Annotated in this window: 15 protein-coding genes; 5 read left to right on the top strand and 10 right to left on the bottom strand. The window is 68.2% G+C overall.

What is annotated here, in order from left to right; genetic code table 11:
- The first annotated feature begins 19 nt into the window (after positions 1–19).
- Complete coding sequence (locus tag HNP52_RS02605) at positions 20–1,081, top strand: AI-2E family transporter (RefSeq protein WP_184162078.1); 1,062 nt, start codon at positions 20–22, stop codon at positions 1,079–1,081.
- 38 nt (positions 1,082–1,119) lie between these two features.
- Here the strand turns inward: HNP52_RS02605 and HNP52_RS02600 are convergent, their stop codons facing one another.
- The 4 genes from HNP52_RS02600 to hflK all read right to left on the bottom strand — a co-directional run bounded on the left by HNP52_RS02600 (position 1,120) and on the right by hflK (position 6,428).
- Positions 1,120–2,787 (bottom strand): helicase HerA-like domain-containing protein, encoded by a 1,668-nt coding sequence (locus HNP52_RS02600; RefSeq protein ID WP_184162076.1) that lies wholly within the window; start codon positions 2,785–2,787, stop codon positions 1,120–1,122.
- Positions 2,788–2,858: 71 nt separating this feature from the next.
- Positions 2,859–4,355, bottom strand: a complete 1,497-nt coding sequence (locus HNP52_RS02595) for a Do family serine endopeptidase (RefSeq protein ID WP_184162074.1) — start codon at positions 4,353–4,355, stop codon at positions 2,859–2,861.
- Between the two features lie 94 nt (positions 4,356–4,449).
- Positions 4,450–5,238, bottom strand: coding sequence for a protease modulator HflC (gene hflC / locus HNP52_RS02590; RefSeq protein ID WP_184164924.1), 789 nt, complete (start codon positions 5,236–5,238; stop codon positions 4,450–4,452).
- A gap of 59 nt (positions 5,239–5,297) precedes the next feature.
- Positions 5,298–6,428: a protease modulator HflK gene (hflK, locus tag HNP52_RS02585; RefSeq protein ID WP_184162072.1), complete on the bottom strand. Its 1,131-nt coding sequence runs from the start codon at positions 6,426–6,428 to the stop codon at positions 5,298–5,300.
- Between the two features lie 70 nt (positions 6,429–6,498).
- Here hflK and HNP52_RS02580 point away from each other — a divergent pair, with 70 nt between their 5' ends.
- On the top strand, positions 6,499–7,455 hold the full coding sequence (locus tag HNP52_RS02580) for a P-loop NTPase (RefSeq protein WP_184162070.1): 957 nt from the start codon (positions 6,499–6,501) through the stop codon (positions 7,453–7,455).
- A gap of 4 nt (positions 7,456–7,459) precedes the next feature.
- On the top strand, positions 7,460–7,891 hold the full coding sequence (locus tag HNP52_RS02575; RefSeq protein WP_184162068.1) for a CoA-binding protein: 432 nt from the start codon (positions 7,460–7,462) through the stop codon (positions 7,889–7,891).
- On the opposite strand, the gene HNP52_RS02570 is transcribed toward HNP52_RS02575, so the two are convergent.
- A complete protein-coding gene (locus HNP52_RS02570) occupies positions 7,888–9,456 on the bottom strand; it encodes a winged helix-turn-helix domain-containing protein (RefSeq protein WP_184162065.1) in 1,569 nt (522 codons plus the stop codon). The genes HNP52_RS02575 and HNP52_RS02570 overlap by 4 nt on opposite strands.
- 163 nt (positions 9,457–9,619) lie before the next feature.
- On the opposite strand from HNP52_RS02570, the gene HNP52_RS02565 reads away from it, so the two are divergent.
- Complete coding sequence (locus tag HNP52_RS02565) at positions 9,620–9,910, top strand: UrcA family protein (protein WP_184162062.1); 291 nt, start codon at positions 9,620–9,622, stop codon at positions 9,908–9,910.
- 49 nt (positions 9,911–9,959) lie between these two features.
- On the opposite strand, the gene HNP52_RS02560 is transcribed toward HNP52_RS02565, so the two are convergent.
- From HNP52_RS02560 to HNP52_RS02545, 4 genes are read right to left on the bottom strand one after another with little or no spacing between them, the layout of a single operon-like run.
- On the bottom strand, positions 9,960–11,066 hold the full coding sequence (locus tag HNP52_RS02560; protein ID WP_221416081.1) for a class V aminotransferase: 1,107 nt from the start codon (positions 11,064–11,066) through the stop codon (positions 9,960–9,962).
- Positions 11,063–11,827 carry a tryptophan 2,3-dioxygenase gene (locus HNP52_RS02555; RefSeq protein WP_184162056.1) on the bottom strand — a complete coding sequence of 255 codons (765 nt, stop codon included), beginning with the start codon at positions 11,825–11,827 and terminating at the stop codon, positions 11,063–11,065. The genes HNP52_RS02560 and HNP52_RS02555 overlap by 4 nt, the downstream gene beginning before the upstream one ends.
- Before the next feature lie 57 nt (positions 11,828–11,884).
- The gene (gene dapD / locus HNP52_RS02550; RefSeq protein WP_184162053.1) at positions 11,885–12,703 is read right to left on the bottom strand and encodes a 2,3,4,5-tetrahydropyridine-2,6-dicarboxylate N-succinyltransferase; all 819 of its coding nucleotides are present in this window, start codon (positions 12,701–12,703) and stop codon (positions 11,885–11,887) included.
- Positions 12,700–13,368: a pyrimidine 5'-nucleotidase gene (locus tag HNP52_RS02545; protein WP_184162051.1), complete on the bottom strand. Its 669-nt coding sequence runs from the start codon at positions 13,366–13,368 to the stop codon at positions 12,700–12,702. Before HNP52_RS02545 ends, dapD begins: the two co-directional genes overlap by 4 nt.
- 113 nt (positions 13,369–13,481) lie before the next feature.
- Between HNP52_RS02545 and HNP52_RS02540 the strand changes: the two genes are divergently transcribed.
- Positions 13,482–14,471 (top strand): LLM class flavin-dependent oxidoreductase, encoded by a 990-nt coding sequence (locus HNP52_RS02540; RefSeq protein WP_184162048.1) that lies wholly within the window; start codon positions 13,482–13,484, stop codon positions 14,469–14,471.
- Between the two features lie 63 nt (positions 14,472–14,534).
- Here HNP52_RS02540 and HNP52_RS02535 read toward each other — a convergent pair whose 3' ends face one another.
- On the bottom strand, positions 14,535–15,101 hold the full coding sequence (locus tag HNP52_RS02535; RefSeq protein ID WP_184162045.1) for a hypothetical protein: 567 nt from the start codon (positions 15,099–15,101) through the stop codon (positions 14,535–14,537).
- Between the last annotated feature and the right edge of the window lie 114 nt (positions 15,102–15,215).

Genomic DNA, 15,215 nt, shown 5'->3' with positions numbered 1-15,215 from the left:
GCGACGCTACGCTGGCGGAATGAACACGGGAACCGAGACGGCGCAGCGCGCCGCACGCCTGGCGCTGGTGGGCGCATTGCTGCTCCTTGGCCTCTGGGTCGCGCATGGCTTCATCGCGGCTTTGCTCTGGGCGGTGGTGCTGACGATCGCCGTCGATCCGCTGCACCTCAAGCTGCGCGCGATGCTGCACGGCAGCCACCGCATCGTCATCCCGCTGATCATCACCCTGCTCGCGGCGCTGGTGGTGCTGATCCCGCTCGGCTTCGGCATCGGCCAGGCGCTGCGCGAGGCGCATGACATCACCCGGCTGATCGCCGAGGCCCAGGCGCAGGGCGTGCCGGTGCCCGACTGGGTCGACCGCCTGCCGGTCGGCAGCCAGGCGGTGCGCGACTGGTGGCTGACCCATCTCGCCCGGCCCGAGGATGCCGCCGAGCAGCTGCGTCTGCTGAGCAACAGCGAATGGCTGACCCATTCCCGCGCGATCGGCGCCAATGTCGCGCACCGCGCGGTGGTGTTCGGCTTCACCCTGCTCACCTTGTTCTTCGTGCTGCGCGACCGCGACGCGCTGATTGCGCAGGGCCGCATCGCCGTGTCGCGGCTGTTCGGCCCCGCCGGCGAGCGGGTGGGGACGCAGGCGATCCGATCGGTGCGCGGCACGATCGACGGGTTGGTGCTGGTCGGCCTCGGCGTCGGCGCGCTGATGGCGATCGTCTACCTGGTCGCCGGCGTGCCGCATCCGCTGCTGCTCGGCGGCGCCACCGCCATCGCCGCGATGATCCCCTTCGGCGCGCCTTTGCTGTTCGTGCTCGCCGCGGTGCTGCTGCTGCTTCAGGGATCGGTGGTCGGCGCGGTTGCCGTCGTGGCGATCGGGCTGGTGATCATCTTCATCGCCGATCACTTCCTCCGCCCGGCGATGATCGGCGGGGCGACCCAGCTGCCCTTCCTCTGGGTGCTGATCGGCATCCTCGGCGGCGTCGAGACGCTCGGCCTGCTCGGCCTGTTCATCGGCCCGGCGGTGATGGCGGTGCTGGTGATGCTGTGGCGCGAGTTCCTGGCGCCGGCGGCCGAGCCGACGACATAGGCTTCAAACCCCTCCCCTGAAGGGGAGGGGCTTTACGATTACCGCCCCTTGAACAACCCGCCCAGCACCCCGCGGACCAGCCCGCCGAGGATGCTCGCGCCCGCGCCGCTCTTCTTGCCGAACACCGCCTTGGACACTTCGTTCGCCACCGCGCGGCCCGCCGCCGAAGAGGCCGAGCGCGTCGCCGAGGTGATCGCCCGGTTCCACGGATTGTTCGCCGCCTCGCGCTCCGCCGCCTTCTGGGCCTGGGCGTCGAGCCGGGCCTGGCGATCGGCGTCACGCTGCTGGGCCAGGCGCTGGCGCTCGGCTTCCTTGGCGAGCCGCGCGTCTTCCTTGGCCTTGGCCGCGGCGGCCTTCTCGGCTTCGTCCTGCGCCTTGGCCTCGGCCGCTGCGGCCGACGCCTCGGCCGACTTGGCGGCAAGCAGCTCCTCCGCCGATTCGCGATCGACCAAAGTGTCGTACTTGGTCCCGATCGCATCGGTCTGCACCAGCACGCCGCGCTCCACCGGGGTGACCGGTCCGACGCGCGATGCCGGCGGCCGGATCAGCGTGCGCTGCACCGGGCTCGGCGAGCCATCGTCCTGCAGCACCGACACCAGCGCCTCGCCGACCTTCAGCTCGGTGATCGCCTTCTCGACATCGACATCGGGATTGGCGCGGAAGGTGGTCGCCGCCGCCTTCACCGCCTGCTGGTCGCGCGGGGTGAAGGCGCGCAGCGCGTGCTGCACCCGGTTGCCGAGCTGGCCGGCGATCGTGTCGGGCACGTCGATCGGGTTCTGGGTGATGAAATAGACGCCGACGCCCTTGGAGCGGATCAGGCGGACGACCTGCTCGATCTTGTCGAGCAGCGCCTTGGGCGCATCGTCGAACAGCAGATGCGCCTCGTCGAAGAAGAAGGCGAGCTTGGGCTTGTCGGGATCGCCCACTTCCGGAAGCGATTCGAACAGCGCCGAGAGCAGCCAGAGCAGGAAGGTGGCGTAGAGCTTGGGGCTGGCCATCAGCTTGTCGGCGGCCAGGATGTTGACCACGCCGCGGCCCTTGTCGTCGAGCCCGAGGAAATCCTCCATCGACAGCGCCGGCTCGCCGAAGAAATTGGCGCCGCCCTGGCTGCGCAGCTGGAGCAGCGCGCGCTGGATCGCGCCGACCGACTGCTTGGAGACATTGCCATAGGTCGCGGTCAGCTCGTCCGCGCGCTCGGCGCAGTGGGCGAGCATCGATTGCAGATCGTCCAGGTCGAGCAGCAGCAGCCCGTCCTTGTCGGCGACGGTGAAGGCGATGGTCAGCACGCCTTCCTGCACTTCGTTGAGGTCCATCAGCCGCGAAAGCAGCAGCGGGCCCATCTCGGAGATGGTGGTGCGGATCGGATGGCCCTGCTCGCCATAGAGATCCCAGAACTGCACCGGGGTGTCGGCATAGGCCCAGTCGGCCAGGCCGATCTCGGCGGCGCGCGCCTTGAAGATCTCGTGCGTCTTGGCGGTGGGCGAGCCGGCCATGGCCAGGCCGGAAAGGTCGCCCTTCACATCGGCGACGAAGCAGGGAACGCCGGCGTTCGACAGGCCCTCGATGATCCCCTGGATGGTCACCGTCTTGCCGGTGCCGGTGGCGCCGGCGATCAGCCCGTGGCGGTTGGCGCGCTTGAGCACCAGGCTCTGGGGATTTGCGCCGCCGGCACCTGCGCCAATGAAGATGCCCGTCTCTCCCGCCATGTCCGATCTCCTTGGTTGGGAGATCGGAATAGAGGAGAAACGGGCATTCGTCAGCCCGATTGGGCGTGGTTTTAGTTGATGCCGACCGAGACGAAGCGGCCGAGTGCGCGGCGCTGGACCCAGAGCAGGACGTTGGTCTTGCCCGCGGCCTTGGCGGCGGCAACCTGCTTGGCGACGTCCCCTGCATTGGCCACGGCCACGCGGTTCACCGTGGTGATCACGTCGCCGCGCTGCAGGCCCTTGCCGGCTGCGTCGCTGGCCTGGTTCACCTGGACCACGACCACGCCGGTCGTGCTCGGATTGACGCCGACGCTCTGTGCGATCTGCGGGGTAAGCGGGGTGACCTGCACGCCGAGCGAGGCGGCCGCCATCGTGTCCGAATCGGCGCCCGGCGCCTGCGAGTTCTCGTCGTTCGGATCGAACTGGGCGAGCTGCTCCTCGGGCGGGCGGGTGCCGACGGTGATGGTCAGCTTCATCGGCTTGCCGTCGCGGTAGAGCTCGAGCGGGATGCTGGTGCCCGGCTTCACGTTCGCGACGAGATAGGACAGGGTCTGGTCCGGGGTGACGTCCTTGCCGTCGACCTTGACGATCACGTCGCCCTGCTTGAGCCCGGCCTTGTCCGCCGGCTGGCCCGGCTCGGTGCGCGCGACCACGGTGCCGCGGCCCTTGGGCACGCCCAGGCCGTCGGCGATGTCGTCGGTCAGGTCCTGCATCTGGATGCCGAGATAGCCGCGGGCGATCTTCTGGCCCTTCATCAGCGTGTCGATCACCGGCTTGGCTTCCTCCGCGGGGATCGCGAAGCCGATGCCGACATTGCCGCCGGTCGGCGACAGGATCTGCGAGTTGATGCCGATGACATTGCCGTTCAGGTCGAACATCGGGCCGCCCGAATTGCCGCGATTGATCGAGGCATCGGTCTGGATGAACCGGTCATAGGCGCCGCCCGATCCGGTGACGCGGTGCAGTGCCGAGACGATGCCGGCAGTCACCGAGCCGCCCAGGCCGAAGGGATTGCCGATTGCGACGACCCAGTCGCCAACGCGGGCGCTGGCCGAATCGCCGAACTTCACGAAGGGCAGGTTGGCGCCCTCGATCTTGAGCACGGCGAGGTCGGACTGGACGTCGCTGCCGATCACCTTGGCCTTGAACTCGCGCTTGTCGGGCAGGGTGACGGTGATCGATTCGACCGTGGCGCCCTGCGCGCCGGCCGCGATCACATGGTTGTTGGTGACGACATAGCCGTCCGCGGAAATGATGAAGCCCGAGCCGAGCGACTGGGCCTGGCGGGTCACCGGCTGGCCGCCACCGCCGAACGCCTCGAACGGCGTGCCGGCGAGCGGATTGGCGTTGGTGGTGACGCGCTGGGTGGTCGAGATGTTGACCACTGCCGGCTGCAGCTTGGCGACCATGTCGGCGAAGCTCATCGGCGCGCCGGAGCGGGGCGCCGATGCCTGGATGGCGCCCGGCTCGTTCTGCGCCGTCTGGGCGCCGGCGGGCTGGTTGAGCGTCATCGTGGCGGCGGCGCCGCTCAGCAGGATGGCGGTGGTCAGGGCGTAGGCATAACGCACGTGAGTGAGTCCTCTCAGACGAAGGAAAAGCGTTCGAAACGGATTTTTGCGCCGAAATGCTGAACGGCGATTGAATATGAACGGATAGACAGCGTCATCGTTGCTGCATGAATTCCTTCAGATAGCTGTTCTGCGGGCTCAGGATGATCGACGTTTCGCCCTTTGCGGGATCGTTGTTCAGGAACGTCGTCCGGTAAGACCGCATCGCGCGCCAGAAATTGTAGAAGTCCGCATCCTTGTTGAACGCCTGGGCATAGATCTGCGCCGCCTGGGCATCGGCATTGGCGCGGATGATCTGCGCATCCTTCATGCCCTGGGCCTCGATCGTCTTGGCTTCTTGGTTGCGCGCGGTGCGCATCCGCTCGAGCGCGCTGTCGAGCGGCGAGCCCGAGGGAAGCTCGGTCTGCTTGATCCGCACGTCGACGATCGACACGCCATATTGCGCGGCGAGCTGCTGCAGCGAGTTCTGGATGTTGTCCATCACCTGGCCGCGCTCGGGGCTGAGCAGGATCGCCGAGGGGCGCTTGCCGAGCTCGTTGCGCAGTGCCGAGCGGAACAGCGGCTGGAGCTGGTCTCGCGCGCGGTCCTCGGTGCCGATGGTGACGACCATCTTCAGCGGGTCGGTCACGCGGAAGCGCGCATAGGCATCGATCTGCAGGCGGAGCTGGTCGGTCGAGAGTACCGGCTCGTTGGGCAGGTCGACCGAGAGCACCCGCTTGTCGACCCAGACGATCCGGTCGAAGAACGGGATGCGCAGGATCGGGCCGGCATTGGTGCGGCCGAACTGCTCGCCCGCGTGCCACTGATTGACCGTGCGATAGGGCTTTTCGAGTCGCAGGATCACCGCCTGCTTGGTCTCGGGCACGATCGCGACGGTGCTCATCACGACGATGAGCACGAGGATCGCGGAAACCGCGATGCCGATGGGGCTACGCAGCCAGCTCACTTCTGCTCTCCTTGCTGGGCCTTGCCCGCATCGGGGCGGATCCCCGGCAATGGCAGATAGGGGGTGACGCCGGGCGCCTCGACGATCGTCTTGTTGGTGCGCGCGAGCACCTGCTCCATCGTCTCGTAATAGAGACGGCGGCGGGTGACTTCGGGCGCGGCCTTGTACTGTTCGTAGATCTTGTCGAACTCGGCGGCCTCGCCCTGCGCCACGGCGATCACCTGCTGGGCATAGCCATTGGCGTTGTTGCGGGCGCCCTGCGCGCCCTGCTGCGCGGCCTGCACCGCCTTGAAGGCGTCGTCGACCTGCTCGGGCGCGGCAGCCTTGGTCAGCGCGACGCTCTGGATGCGGATGCCCGAATGATATTCGTCGAGGATCTTCTGCATCGCGGCCTGGACATCGGTCGAGATGCGGCCCTGGCCCTCGCCGATCGCCTCGTTGAGCGTCGTGGTCGCGATCACCGCGCGCATCGCGCTTTCGGCGGTGTCCTTCACCGTCTCGGTCGGATCCTTGATCTGGAACGAATAGTCGGCGGCGTCGGAGATGTACCAGTTCACCGAATAGGAGAGATCGACGATGTTCTGGTCGCCGGTCAGCATCAGGTTGGCGCCGCTCTCGGGGAATTTCAGCGTCCGTACGCTGCCGACATCGACGGTCTCGACGATCTGGAAGGGTGCGGGCAGGGTGAACTGCAGGCCCGAGCCGAGCGTGCCGCTATAGCGGCCGAGCGTGGTGACCACGCCGCGCTCGCGCGGGCCGATCGCGTGGAAGCTGGTAAAGGCCATCCAGGCCAGCAACAGGCCGCCAACGACGAGCAGCCAGAGCTTGGCGCCGCCCGGGGGCACCGGCAGGCCGCCGCCGCCCATGCGGCGCATCAGGTCCTCCAGCGGACCGTTGCCGCCGCCATTTCCGCCGCCACCGCCGCCAGAGCGCGGGCGCCGCCCCTCGGGCGGGAAGGACCAGGGATTGCGGGGACCCGAGCCGCCGCCCGATCCGCCGGAGCCACCTTTGCCATCGCCCGAGCCGCCGCCGCCATTTCCGCCGCCGCTGCCAGAGCCCCAGGGGCTCTTCGGAGCCTCGTTCTGCAAGTTGCCGGCCTTGTTGAGCCAGCCAAAGAGGTTTGCCATTCGACCTTTATAAGCAGGCGCGCGCGGATTTACAGTGGCGCGCGGCGATTGTGCGCCTATCTGCCACGCGATGACCGATACCGAAGCCCTGAACGCCGCGCTCGCCCCGATCACCGCCGGCCGCGCCACCGGCCGCCTCGAAGGCGGCCGCGCCAGCATCGTCCTCGACGTCACCGGCCTGGCCGAGGCCAGCCGCGAAGAGCTGGAAGCCGATATCCGCCGCACCGCCGGCACGCTCCCCGGGGTGGAGGAAGTGCGTGTGCTGATGACCAGCGAGCGGCGCACCCGGCGCCTGATCGCGGTGGCGAGCGGCAAGGGCGGAGTGGGCAAGTCCACCGTGGCCGCCAACCTGGCGATCGCGCTGCAGCGCCGCGGGCGCAGGGTCGGGCTGGTCGATGCCGATATCTATGGCCCCTCGCAGCCGCGCCTGCTCGGCGTCGAAGGGGTGAAGCCGCAGGCGCGTGATAAAGTGTTGCTGCCGGTCCAGACCCGGTTCGGCGTGCCGATGCTGTCGATGGGCGGGCTGGTTGCCGAGGGGCAGGCGATCGCCTGGCGCGGCCCGATGGCGGGCGGTGCGCTCGGCCAGATGGTCGATGCCGATTGGGGCGAGACCGATCTGCTCGTGCTCGATCTGCCGCCGGGGACCGGCGATGTGCAGCTGACGATGATCCAGAAGCACAAGCCGGCCGGCGCGGTGATCGTCTCGACCCCGCAGGATCTCGCGCTGATCGACGCGACGCGGGCGATCGACCTGTTCAACAAGGCCGGGGTGCCGATTATCGGCCTGATCGAGAACATGTCGGGTTATGTCTGCCCGCACTGCGAGGGCGTTTCGAATCCCTTCGGCACCGGCGGCGCCCAGGATATTTCGGCGAAACTGGGCATCCCCTTCCTCGGCCGGATCCCGCTCGAAATGGCGATCCGTTCGGCTTCCGATGCGGGCGAGCCGCCGGCGGCCGGGAACGGTCCGCAGGCCGAATTGTTTGCAGGATTGGCCGGGCAGGTGGACGACTGGCTGAAAGGATAGAGGCATGCCGCTGACACGCGACGAGGACATCAAGGCGCTGCTCGAAAGCGTGCGTACCATCGCGATGGTCGGCGCGTCGGATCGGCCCGATCGTCCGAGCTACGGCGTGATGGCCTTCCTCCAGCGGCATGGCTACCGGGTGATCCCGGTCAACCCGCAGATCACCGGCGAGCATGTGCATGGCGAGTTCGTGTTCCGCGACCTGTCGCAGATCGAGCCGGTCGACCTGGTCGACATCTTCCGCCGCCCCCAGGCCGCCGGTGAAGCGGTGGACGAAGCAATCGCCGCGGGCGCCAGGGCGGTGTGGATGCAGCTCGGCGTGATCAACGCGGAAGCGGCCGCCCGTGCCGAGGCGGCCGGGCTCAAGGTTGTGATGGACCGCTGCCCGGCGATCGAGATCCCGCGGCTCGGCGTCGCGCCGATCGAGCAGGGCTAGGTCTTGCGGTAGTCGGGCACCGATCCCGTCTCGCGCCAATAGCGCTCCAGCCCTATCTCCCCGACCAGCTTGCCGAAGCGCGGGTCGCTCCGCATCGCCGCGGTGGAGGGCATGAACAGCAGCCGCGTGCGGCGGTTGGCCCGCCGGGTCCAGACGCGCTGCTCCGGCTGGAAGCGCAGCTCCCCGACCTCGAAGCCCCGGCCGAAATAATAGCCCTCGGCCACTTCGAACGCGGTATCGACCCGGCCCAGCGCCGCGGCGAACTGCATCGTGTTCTCGGCAAAGCCCGCGCCCCTGTGCGCCGCCGCCAGGTTGCTTGCCATCGCCCGATCGATATCGGCGGGCGCGCGGGTGATCATCGCCTGGGCGACGTCCTCGATCATCGCGAAATTATCGGCCGGGATGCCGGTGGGCCGCTGGTCGGCCCGGCGCGACATCGCCAGCGCATCTGCGGCGCGGCCGGTATAGAGCAGCAGGTAGAAGCGCGTGAACCACACCGCGAAATGGGTGGGGAACAGCGCCATCGCTTCCTCCATCGCCTTGTCCGCCTCGTCGAGCCGATCGGCGGCCCAAAGCGCTACGGCACGGGTATAGGCGCGCGAAGGATCGGGGAGCCCCTTTCCCCAGAACTGGACGAATGTGTCGGCCGCCTCGCGGCAGCGCCCGACCGAGAGCAGCACGCCGCTGAGCATGCCCCAGGCGAATTCGATGTCGGGGCGAGTGGTGAGGATCGAGCGACAAAGCTGCTCGTCCCGCAGCCAGCTGTCGGTAGCAGCGTCGAGCATCGCCCGCGAAAGGCGCGCATAGGGATTGGCCGGATTGAGCTGCAGCGCGCGGGCAGCGGCCTGCTCGGCACGCATGCGCATCGCCGCTTCGTTCCGGGGGCTGCCGCCGCCCGCGCCGATCGCATAGGCGATCGCGAGTGCTCCCCAGGCATCGGGCTGGTCGGGGTGCAGCTCGGTCAGGCGCCGGAACAGGCCGGTTGCCTGGCTGAGCCCTTCCGGTGTGCCCTGGCGGATCGAGGCCATCGCCTGATCGAGCAGCGGCTTCACATCATCGGGCACAGTCTTGTGGGGCTGCGACCAGCGATACCAGCCGATCGCGCCGGTAGTGGTGACCACTGCAAGTCCGGCTCCTGCGAGCATCGCGCGGCGATCGAGCCGCAGCCGGTGCGCTTCGGCGCGTGCCTGCGCCAGCGGGCTGCCGGGTGCGGGTGCAGGCGCGTCGTGCTGGTCAGCGCGCAGCAGCCGGTAGCCGACCTTGGTGATCGTCTCGATCCGGAAGCTGCCCTGGCCGATCCCCTCGGCGGCGCGGCGCAGGCGCGAGACCACGCGGTTGATCGCGTCCTCGCCCACTACCCGGCCTTCCCAGCAGCTGCGGGTAAGGTCATCGCGGCTGACGATCGCCCCGTTCGCCCGGGCGAGCGCGACCAACACCTGCATCACCCGCGGCTCGAGCACTTCCTCGCTGCCATCCTCCCGCGCGAGCTGGCGCAGGGCGGGACGCACCTCGATCGGCCCGAGGCGAAATACCGGTTCATGCGCAAGGTCGATGCGGCTCTCCACCTTTCCCCCATCCCCGCAACAAGCGTCGAAATCCACCCTATCGGCGAATCATCGGCATTTCATCAGCTCTTCATCGGCTCCTCATCCTCTCGCCCCGCGGGCTTTCCGGCAATCAGGAGGCATCCGGCAACGACGCCGGCATTCCACGGAAAGGAGCCATCCCATGTGCAAGTTCATCGCCGCCCTCACCGCCGCCACGCTGTTCGCCACGCCGGCCCTGGCCGGGGACCGCAGCGTCGCCATCCGCCATGCCGATCTCGATCTGAAGAGCGAGGCGGGCCGCACCGAGCTCAATCGTCGCCTCGCCACCGCAACCGAGCAGGTCTGCGGTTCCTATGCGAGTGCGGGCGCCGATGAGGCGGTGGCGATCAAGCGCTGTCGCGACGGCGTCCAGCGCGACGTCGCCCGCCAGCTCACTGCGCGCTGGGGCGTCGCGCAGGTTGCCCGCCGTTGACCTTCCCTCACGACCGGGCGCGACGCGCATTGCGTGCCCGGTCGCTTTGTCAGCGGAGCCAGGAAAGCGCCTCGATCAGCCGGGTCACGTCGCGGCTGTCCTGGTACAGGCCGAGACCGATCCGCAGCACATCGCCGCGCACATCGGTGATCACGTCCTCGGCTTCCAGCTCGGCCTTCCAGCGCTGCGCATTGGGCGAGCGCAGCGCGAGGAAGCGCGCGGGGCTGTTCGGGTTGAGCAGCTCGGCCTCGATCGGCAGCTCGGCGAGCAGTTGCGCGCGCAAGGTGTCGACATGCGCCGCGATCTTCGCGGTGGTCAGTTCTTCCTGGCGCAGCATGTCGCGCACCCCGACGAAGCGGTAGATGCCCGACGGATCGAAGGTAGCGCCCAGGAAGCGGCGTGCATCGGGCGCATAGCCGATGCTGCCGGGCGGCAGCGCCAGGTCCTCGAACTCGGCATACCAGCCGGTGATCTCCGGTCGCATGCCGAACCCGGGCGGGGCATGGAGAAAGGCGCAGCCTTCCCCGGCCATCGCGTATTTGTAGCCGCCGGCGAGGTAGAAGACCTTGTCCGCCACGGCCGACAGGTCGACCTCCATCGCCATGAAGGCGTGATAGCCGTCGATCACCACCCAGGGGCCGTCTGGTGACGCCAGCGCGGCAATCTCGGCGATTCGATCGAACACGTGGCCGGTGCCGAACTGCACCTGGCTGACGAAGATCAGGTCATGGTCGCTGGCCTTCGCCCGCGCGACGATTGCCTCGAGCGGGACCCGTTCCACGGTCGCGCTGCCGGCTTCTTCCCAGCGCATTGATTGGCGGCGGAAGCTGTGGAACTCGCCGTCGCTGGCGAGGATGCGCAGCGGCCCCGGGCGGGCCGAGGCGATGCGCAGCAGCAGTTCATGCGTGTTCGGCGCGAAGACGATGCTGCCCGGATCAGGCAGCTTGAGCTCGGCGGCGACATGCTGCTGGGCGGCGGGCCAGATCTCGCCCATCACCCGCTCCCATTTGCGGTCGGCAAGACGTACCCCGTCTTCCCAGGCGGCGAGCTGGCCGAGATAGGAAGCGTCGGGCCAGAGATGATGCGAATGCGCCGCGAAGTGCAGCCGCTCGGGCGCTGCCGCCAGCGCGCGCTGGAAGAGGTGCTTGTAGCTCAAAGCTGCGTCCTGAGCGTCCACAGTTCCGGGAAGGCGCGCTTCGACAGCGTCGAGGCGAGATAGGGCACGCCGGGCGTGCCGCCGGTCCCCGGCTTCATCCCGATCACCCGGCTGACGGTGAGGACGTGCTTGTGCCGCCACGTCGCCAGCGCGTCGTCGATATCGACCAGCTTCTCGGCGAGCTGGTACAGTTCCCAATATCTGTCCGTCTCGCGATAGACCTGCGCCCAGGCATCCTCGACCGCCTGATTGGGTTCGTAGGGCTGGGCCCAGTCGCGAGCCAGCACCTCGGCGGGCAGGTCGAAGCCGGCGCGGGCCAGCGCGGCATTGGCTTCGTCCCACAGGCTGGGCAGGGCGGAGAATTCGGTGGTGAGCGGCCCCGGCACGCCGCCGCCACGCACGCCGAGCAGAGTCTCCACCGCGCGGAACTGGTCGGACTGGAAGCCCGAGCTGGCGCCGAGCACGTCGCGGAAGCGCGTATAGTCGCTCGGCGTCATCGTGGTCAGCACTTCCCAGGAAAGCGTCATCACCGCCTGGATGCGGCTGACCCGGGCAAGGCTCTTGTACGCCTCCACCGGCTTGTCGGCACGGACCAGGTCGAGCGCCAGGCGGATCTCGGCGATCGCCTGCTTCAGCCACAGCTCCTTGGTCTGGTGGATGATGATGAACAGCAGCTCGTCGTGCCGATCCGACAGCGGGTGCTGGGCGGCGAGCAGCTCGTCGAGCGCGAGATAGCGTCCATAGGTCATGCTTTCGGTCATGACCCGTCCCTACGCCATCTCGCCGCCCGGATGAAAGCGGTAACGCTGGATACTAAATCAGTCGCGCAGCAGTTCGTTGATCCCGGTCTTGCTCCGGGTCTGCGCGTCCACCGTCTTGACGATCACCGCGCAGTAGAGCCCCGGCTTGCCGGCCTCGCCCGGGATCGTGCCCGGCACCACCACCGAATAAGGCGGCACATGGCCGCGATGCACTTCGCCGGTGGCGCGGTCGATGATCTTGGTCGAGGCGCCGAGATAGACGCCCATCGACAGCACCGCGCCTTCGCCCACGCGCACGCCCTCGGCCACTTCGGCGCGCGCACCGATGAATGCGCCGTCGCCGATGATGACCGGATCGGCCTGGAGCGGCTCGAGCACGCCGCCGATGCCGACGCCGCCCGAGAGGTGGACGTTCCGGCCGATCTGCGCGCAGCTGCCGACAGTCGCCCAGGTATCGACCATCGTGCCTTCACCGACATAGGCGCCGATATTGACGAAGCTCGGCATCAGCACCGCGCCCTTGGCGACATGCGCGCCGTGGCGGACGACGCTGCCGGGCACCGCGCGGAAGCCGGCCTGGCGGAAGGCGTCCTCACCCCAGTTGGCGAACTTGGAGGGCACCTTGTCGAACCAGTTGGCGCCGCCCGGGCCCTGGATGACGACATTGTCGTTGAGGCGGAAGGACAGCAGCACCGCCTTCTTGAGCCACTGGTTGACCTGCCAGCCGCCCTCGACGGGCTCGGCGACGCGGGCCTCGCCGCGATCGAGCAGGTTCAGCGCCTCCGCCACGGCCTCGCGCACGGCGCCTTCGGTGCCGAAGCCCAGATTGGCGCGGTCTTCCCAGGCGGCATCGATAATGGTCTGCAGGTCGGTCATTCGGAAGTCTCCAGGATGCTGTGGAGCCAGGCTCCGAGGTCGTTGGTGGTATAGTCGATGAAGCTGCGATCGACGTCCGGCGCCTGTTCGGAGCCATTGTCGATCCACACCGTGGTCATGCCGATCGCCTTTGCCGGCGCGAGGTTGCGCGCCATGTCCTCGACGAACAGGCTGGTATGCGGATCGAGGTCATAGGCCTCGCACAGCCCCTGATACGCGAGCGGATCGGGCTTGGGGCGATATTGGGTGGCGTGCACGTCGTGGATCGCCTCGAAGGTCTCACCCATGCCCAGCCGGTCGAGCACCTTCATCGCGTAGGGTGCGTCGCCATTGGTGAAGACCAGCTTGCGCCCGGGCAGCCGCGCCAGCCCCTCGACCAGCGCCGCGTTCACTTCGAGCACGCTCATGTCGACGTCGTGAACGTCCGCCAGATAGTGATGCGGATCGGTGCCGTGCTCGGCCATCAGCCCGGCCAGCGTCGTGCCGTGCGCGTGGAAATAGCCCTTCTGCACCTTGTGCGCGGCGACTGGATCGAGGCCGAGGAGGTTCTGGACATATTGCCCGATCCGCGCGTCGATCAGCGCGAACAGGTTCGCGCTCGCCGGGTAGAGCGTGTTGTCCAGATCGAAGATCCAGTTGCGGACGTGCGACAGGGCAGGGGTCATGGCCGCGCGGTTAGGCCCAGCGGGCGCGGCTATCAAGCAAGTGTTTCTTCGCTTGGGGCCGCACGACCAAAACTTTATGGCAGCCTCGCAACCGGCTCCCCATCTCCGCTCGCATGACAGCCTATTCCCTGCTCGACCTCGTCCCGATCATCCAAGGCGGGACCGCATCGCAAGCCCTTGCCAACGCCGCCGATCTCGCCAGGCACGTCGAGGGCCTTGGCTATACCCGCTACTGGGTAGCCGAGCATCACGGGATGGACGGCATCGCCAGCGCCGCCACCGCCGTGGTGATCGCCCATGTCGGCCAGGCGACCTCGACGATCCGCATCGGCGCCGGCGGGATCATGCTCCCCAATCACTCGCCGCTCCAGGTCGCCGAGCAGTTCGGCACGCTCGATGCGCTGTTCCCGGGCCGCGTCGACCTCGGCCTCGGCCGTGCGCCCGGCTCCGACCAGCGCGTCTCCGCCGCGATCCGCCGCGGGCTCGACAGCGACGGCAACGAGTTCCCCCGCGACGTGGCGGAGTTGCAGAGCTATTTCGCCGATGACGGCCGTACTGGCATTAGGGCCACGCCCGGCGCTGGCGCCAAGGTCGATATCTGGATCCTCGGCTCCAGCCTGTTCGGCGCGCAGCTCGCCGCGATGCTCGGCCTCCCCTATGCCTTCGCCTCGCATTTCGCGCCCGGCCAGCTCGACCAGGCGATCGACGTCTATCGCCGCAACTTCCGCCCGTCCGACGTGCTGGAAAAGCCGCATCTGATGCTCGGCTTCAACGTCTTCGCCGCCGATACCGACGAGGAAGCCGAACTGCTCGCCAGCTCGCAGCAACAGGCGTTCGTCGCGATCCGCACCACCGGCAAGGGCATCCAGCTGCCGCCGCCGGTGCTCGGCTATCGCGAGAGCCTGGGCGGACATGGCAACGCGATGCTCGACCAGGTGCTCTCGGCCAGCGCGATCGGCGGGCCCGACAGGGTCCGCGAGCAGCTCGCCGCCTTCATCGCCCGCACCGGCGCTGATGAGCTGATGCTGACCAGCGCGATGTTCGATCATGAGGCGCGCAAGAAGAGCCTCTCCCTCGCCGCCGAGGCAATGCGCGGCCTCTGAATCAAAACGCGGCGCCGATCCCCCCGGAACGGCGCCGCGCCTCAGCGCCGCAGGCGCGAGCGATCAGGCCTGGCGGTCGATCACCCAGCCGGTCGCCGAGCTGCCATTGCTGCTCGTCCCCGCATTGCTGCCATAGGTGGCGGAGCCCGATGCCGCTGCGTCGCGCAGCTTCTGGAGGAAGGCGGTCATCGCCTCGAGCTGGCGCGCCGCCGCTTCGCTGATCTGCGTGGTGGTGTCGGTATCGTCGGTCGAATCCTCGTCCGAATCGCTGGTGCCCGAGGGCGGCGGTCCGGGAGGCGGGCCGCCCGCGCCCTGCGGGCCACCGGGGCCGCCCTGGCCGCCATCGGGGCCCTGCGCAAAGAAGCTCTTCAGCTCCTCGGCCTGATCGTCGGTCAGCGCGCCGCTCTCGACCTGGCTGTCGATCAGCCCGTTGATCCTCTCCTTCATGTCGCCGGGCTTGCCGCCGCTGGCGCGATCCGAAGCCAGGCTCGTATCGATCGTGTCGAGCGCGCTGCTCAGCGCATTCTGGTCGTCGCTGCTGATCGTGCCGGCCGATGCCGCCGCGCCGATCCGCGCATCCATCTGCGCGCGCGGATCGGGCCGCTGCGATAAAGATGAAATGGAAGTCATGCTGGTCCCTTTGCGTCTACAATCCCCAACGGGCAGTTTAGCAGATCATTGCTAAAATATTGTAAACGAAAGATAATATCTCAAACCCTCGTATTTGGGCGGCGCTGGCCCCAG

This window comes from Sphingomonas kyeonggiensis (assembly GCF_014204495.1).
GTDB lineage: Bacteria > Pseudomonadota > Alphaproteobacteria > Sphingomonadales > Sphingomonadaceae > Sphingomonas > Sphingomonas kyeonggiensis_A.
This window is presented reverse-complemented; position numbering and strand designations above follow the sequence as displayed.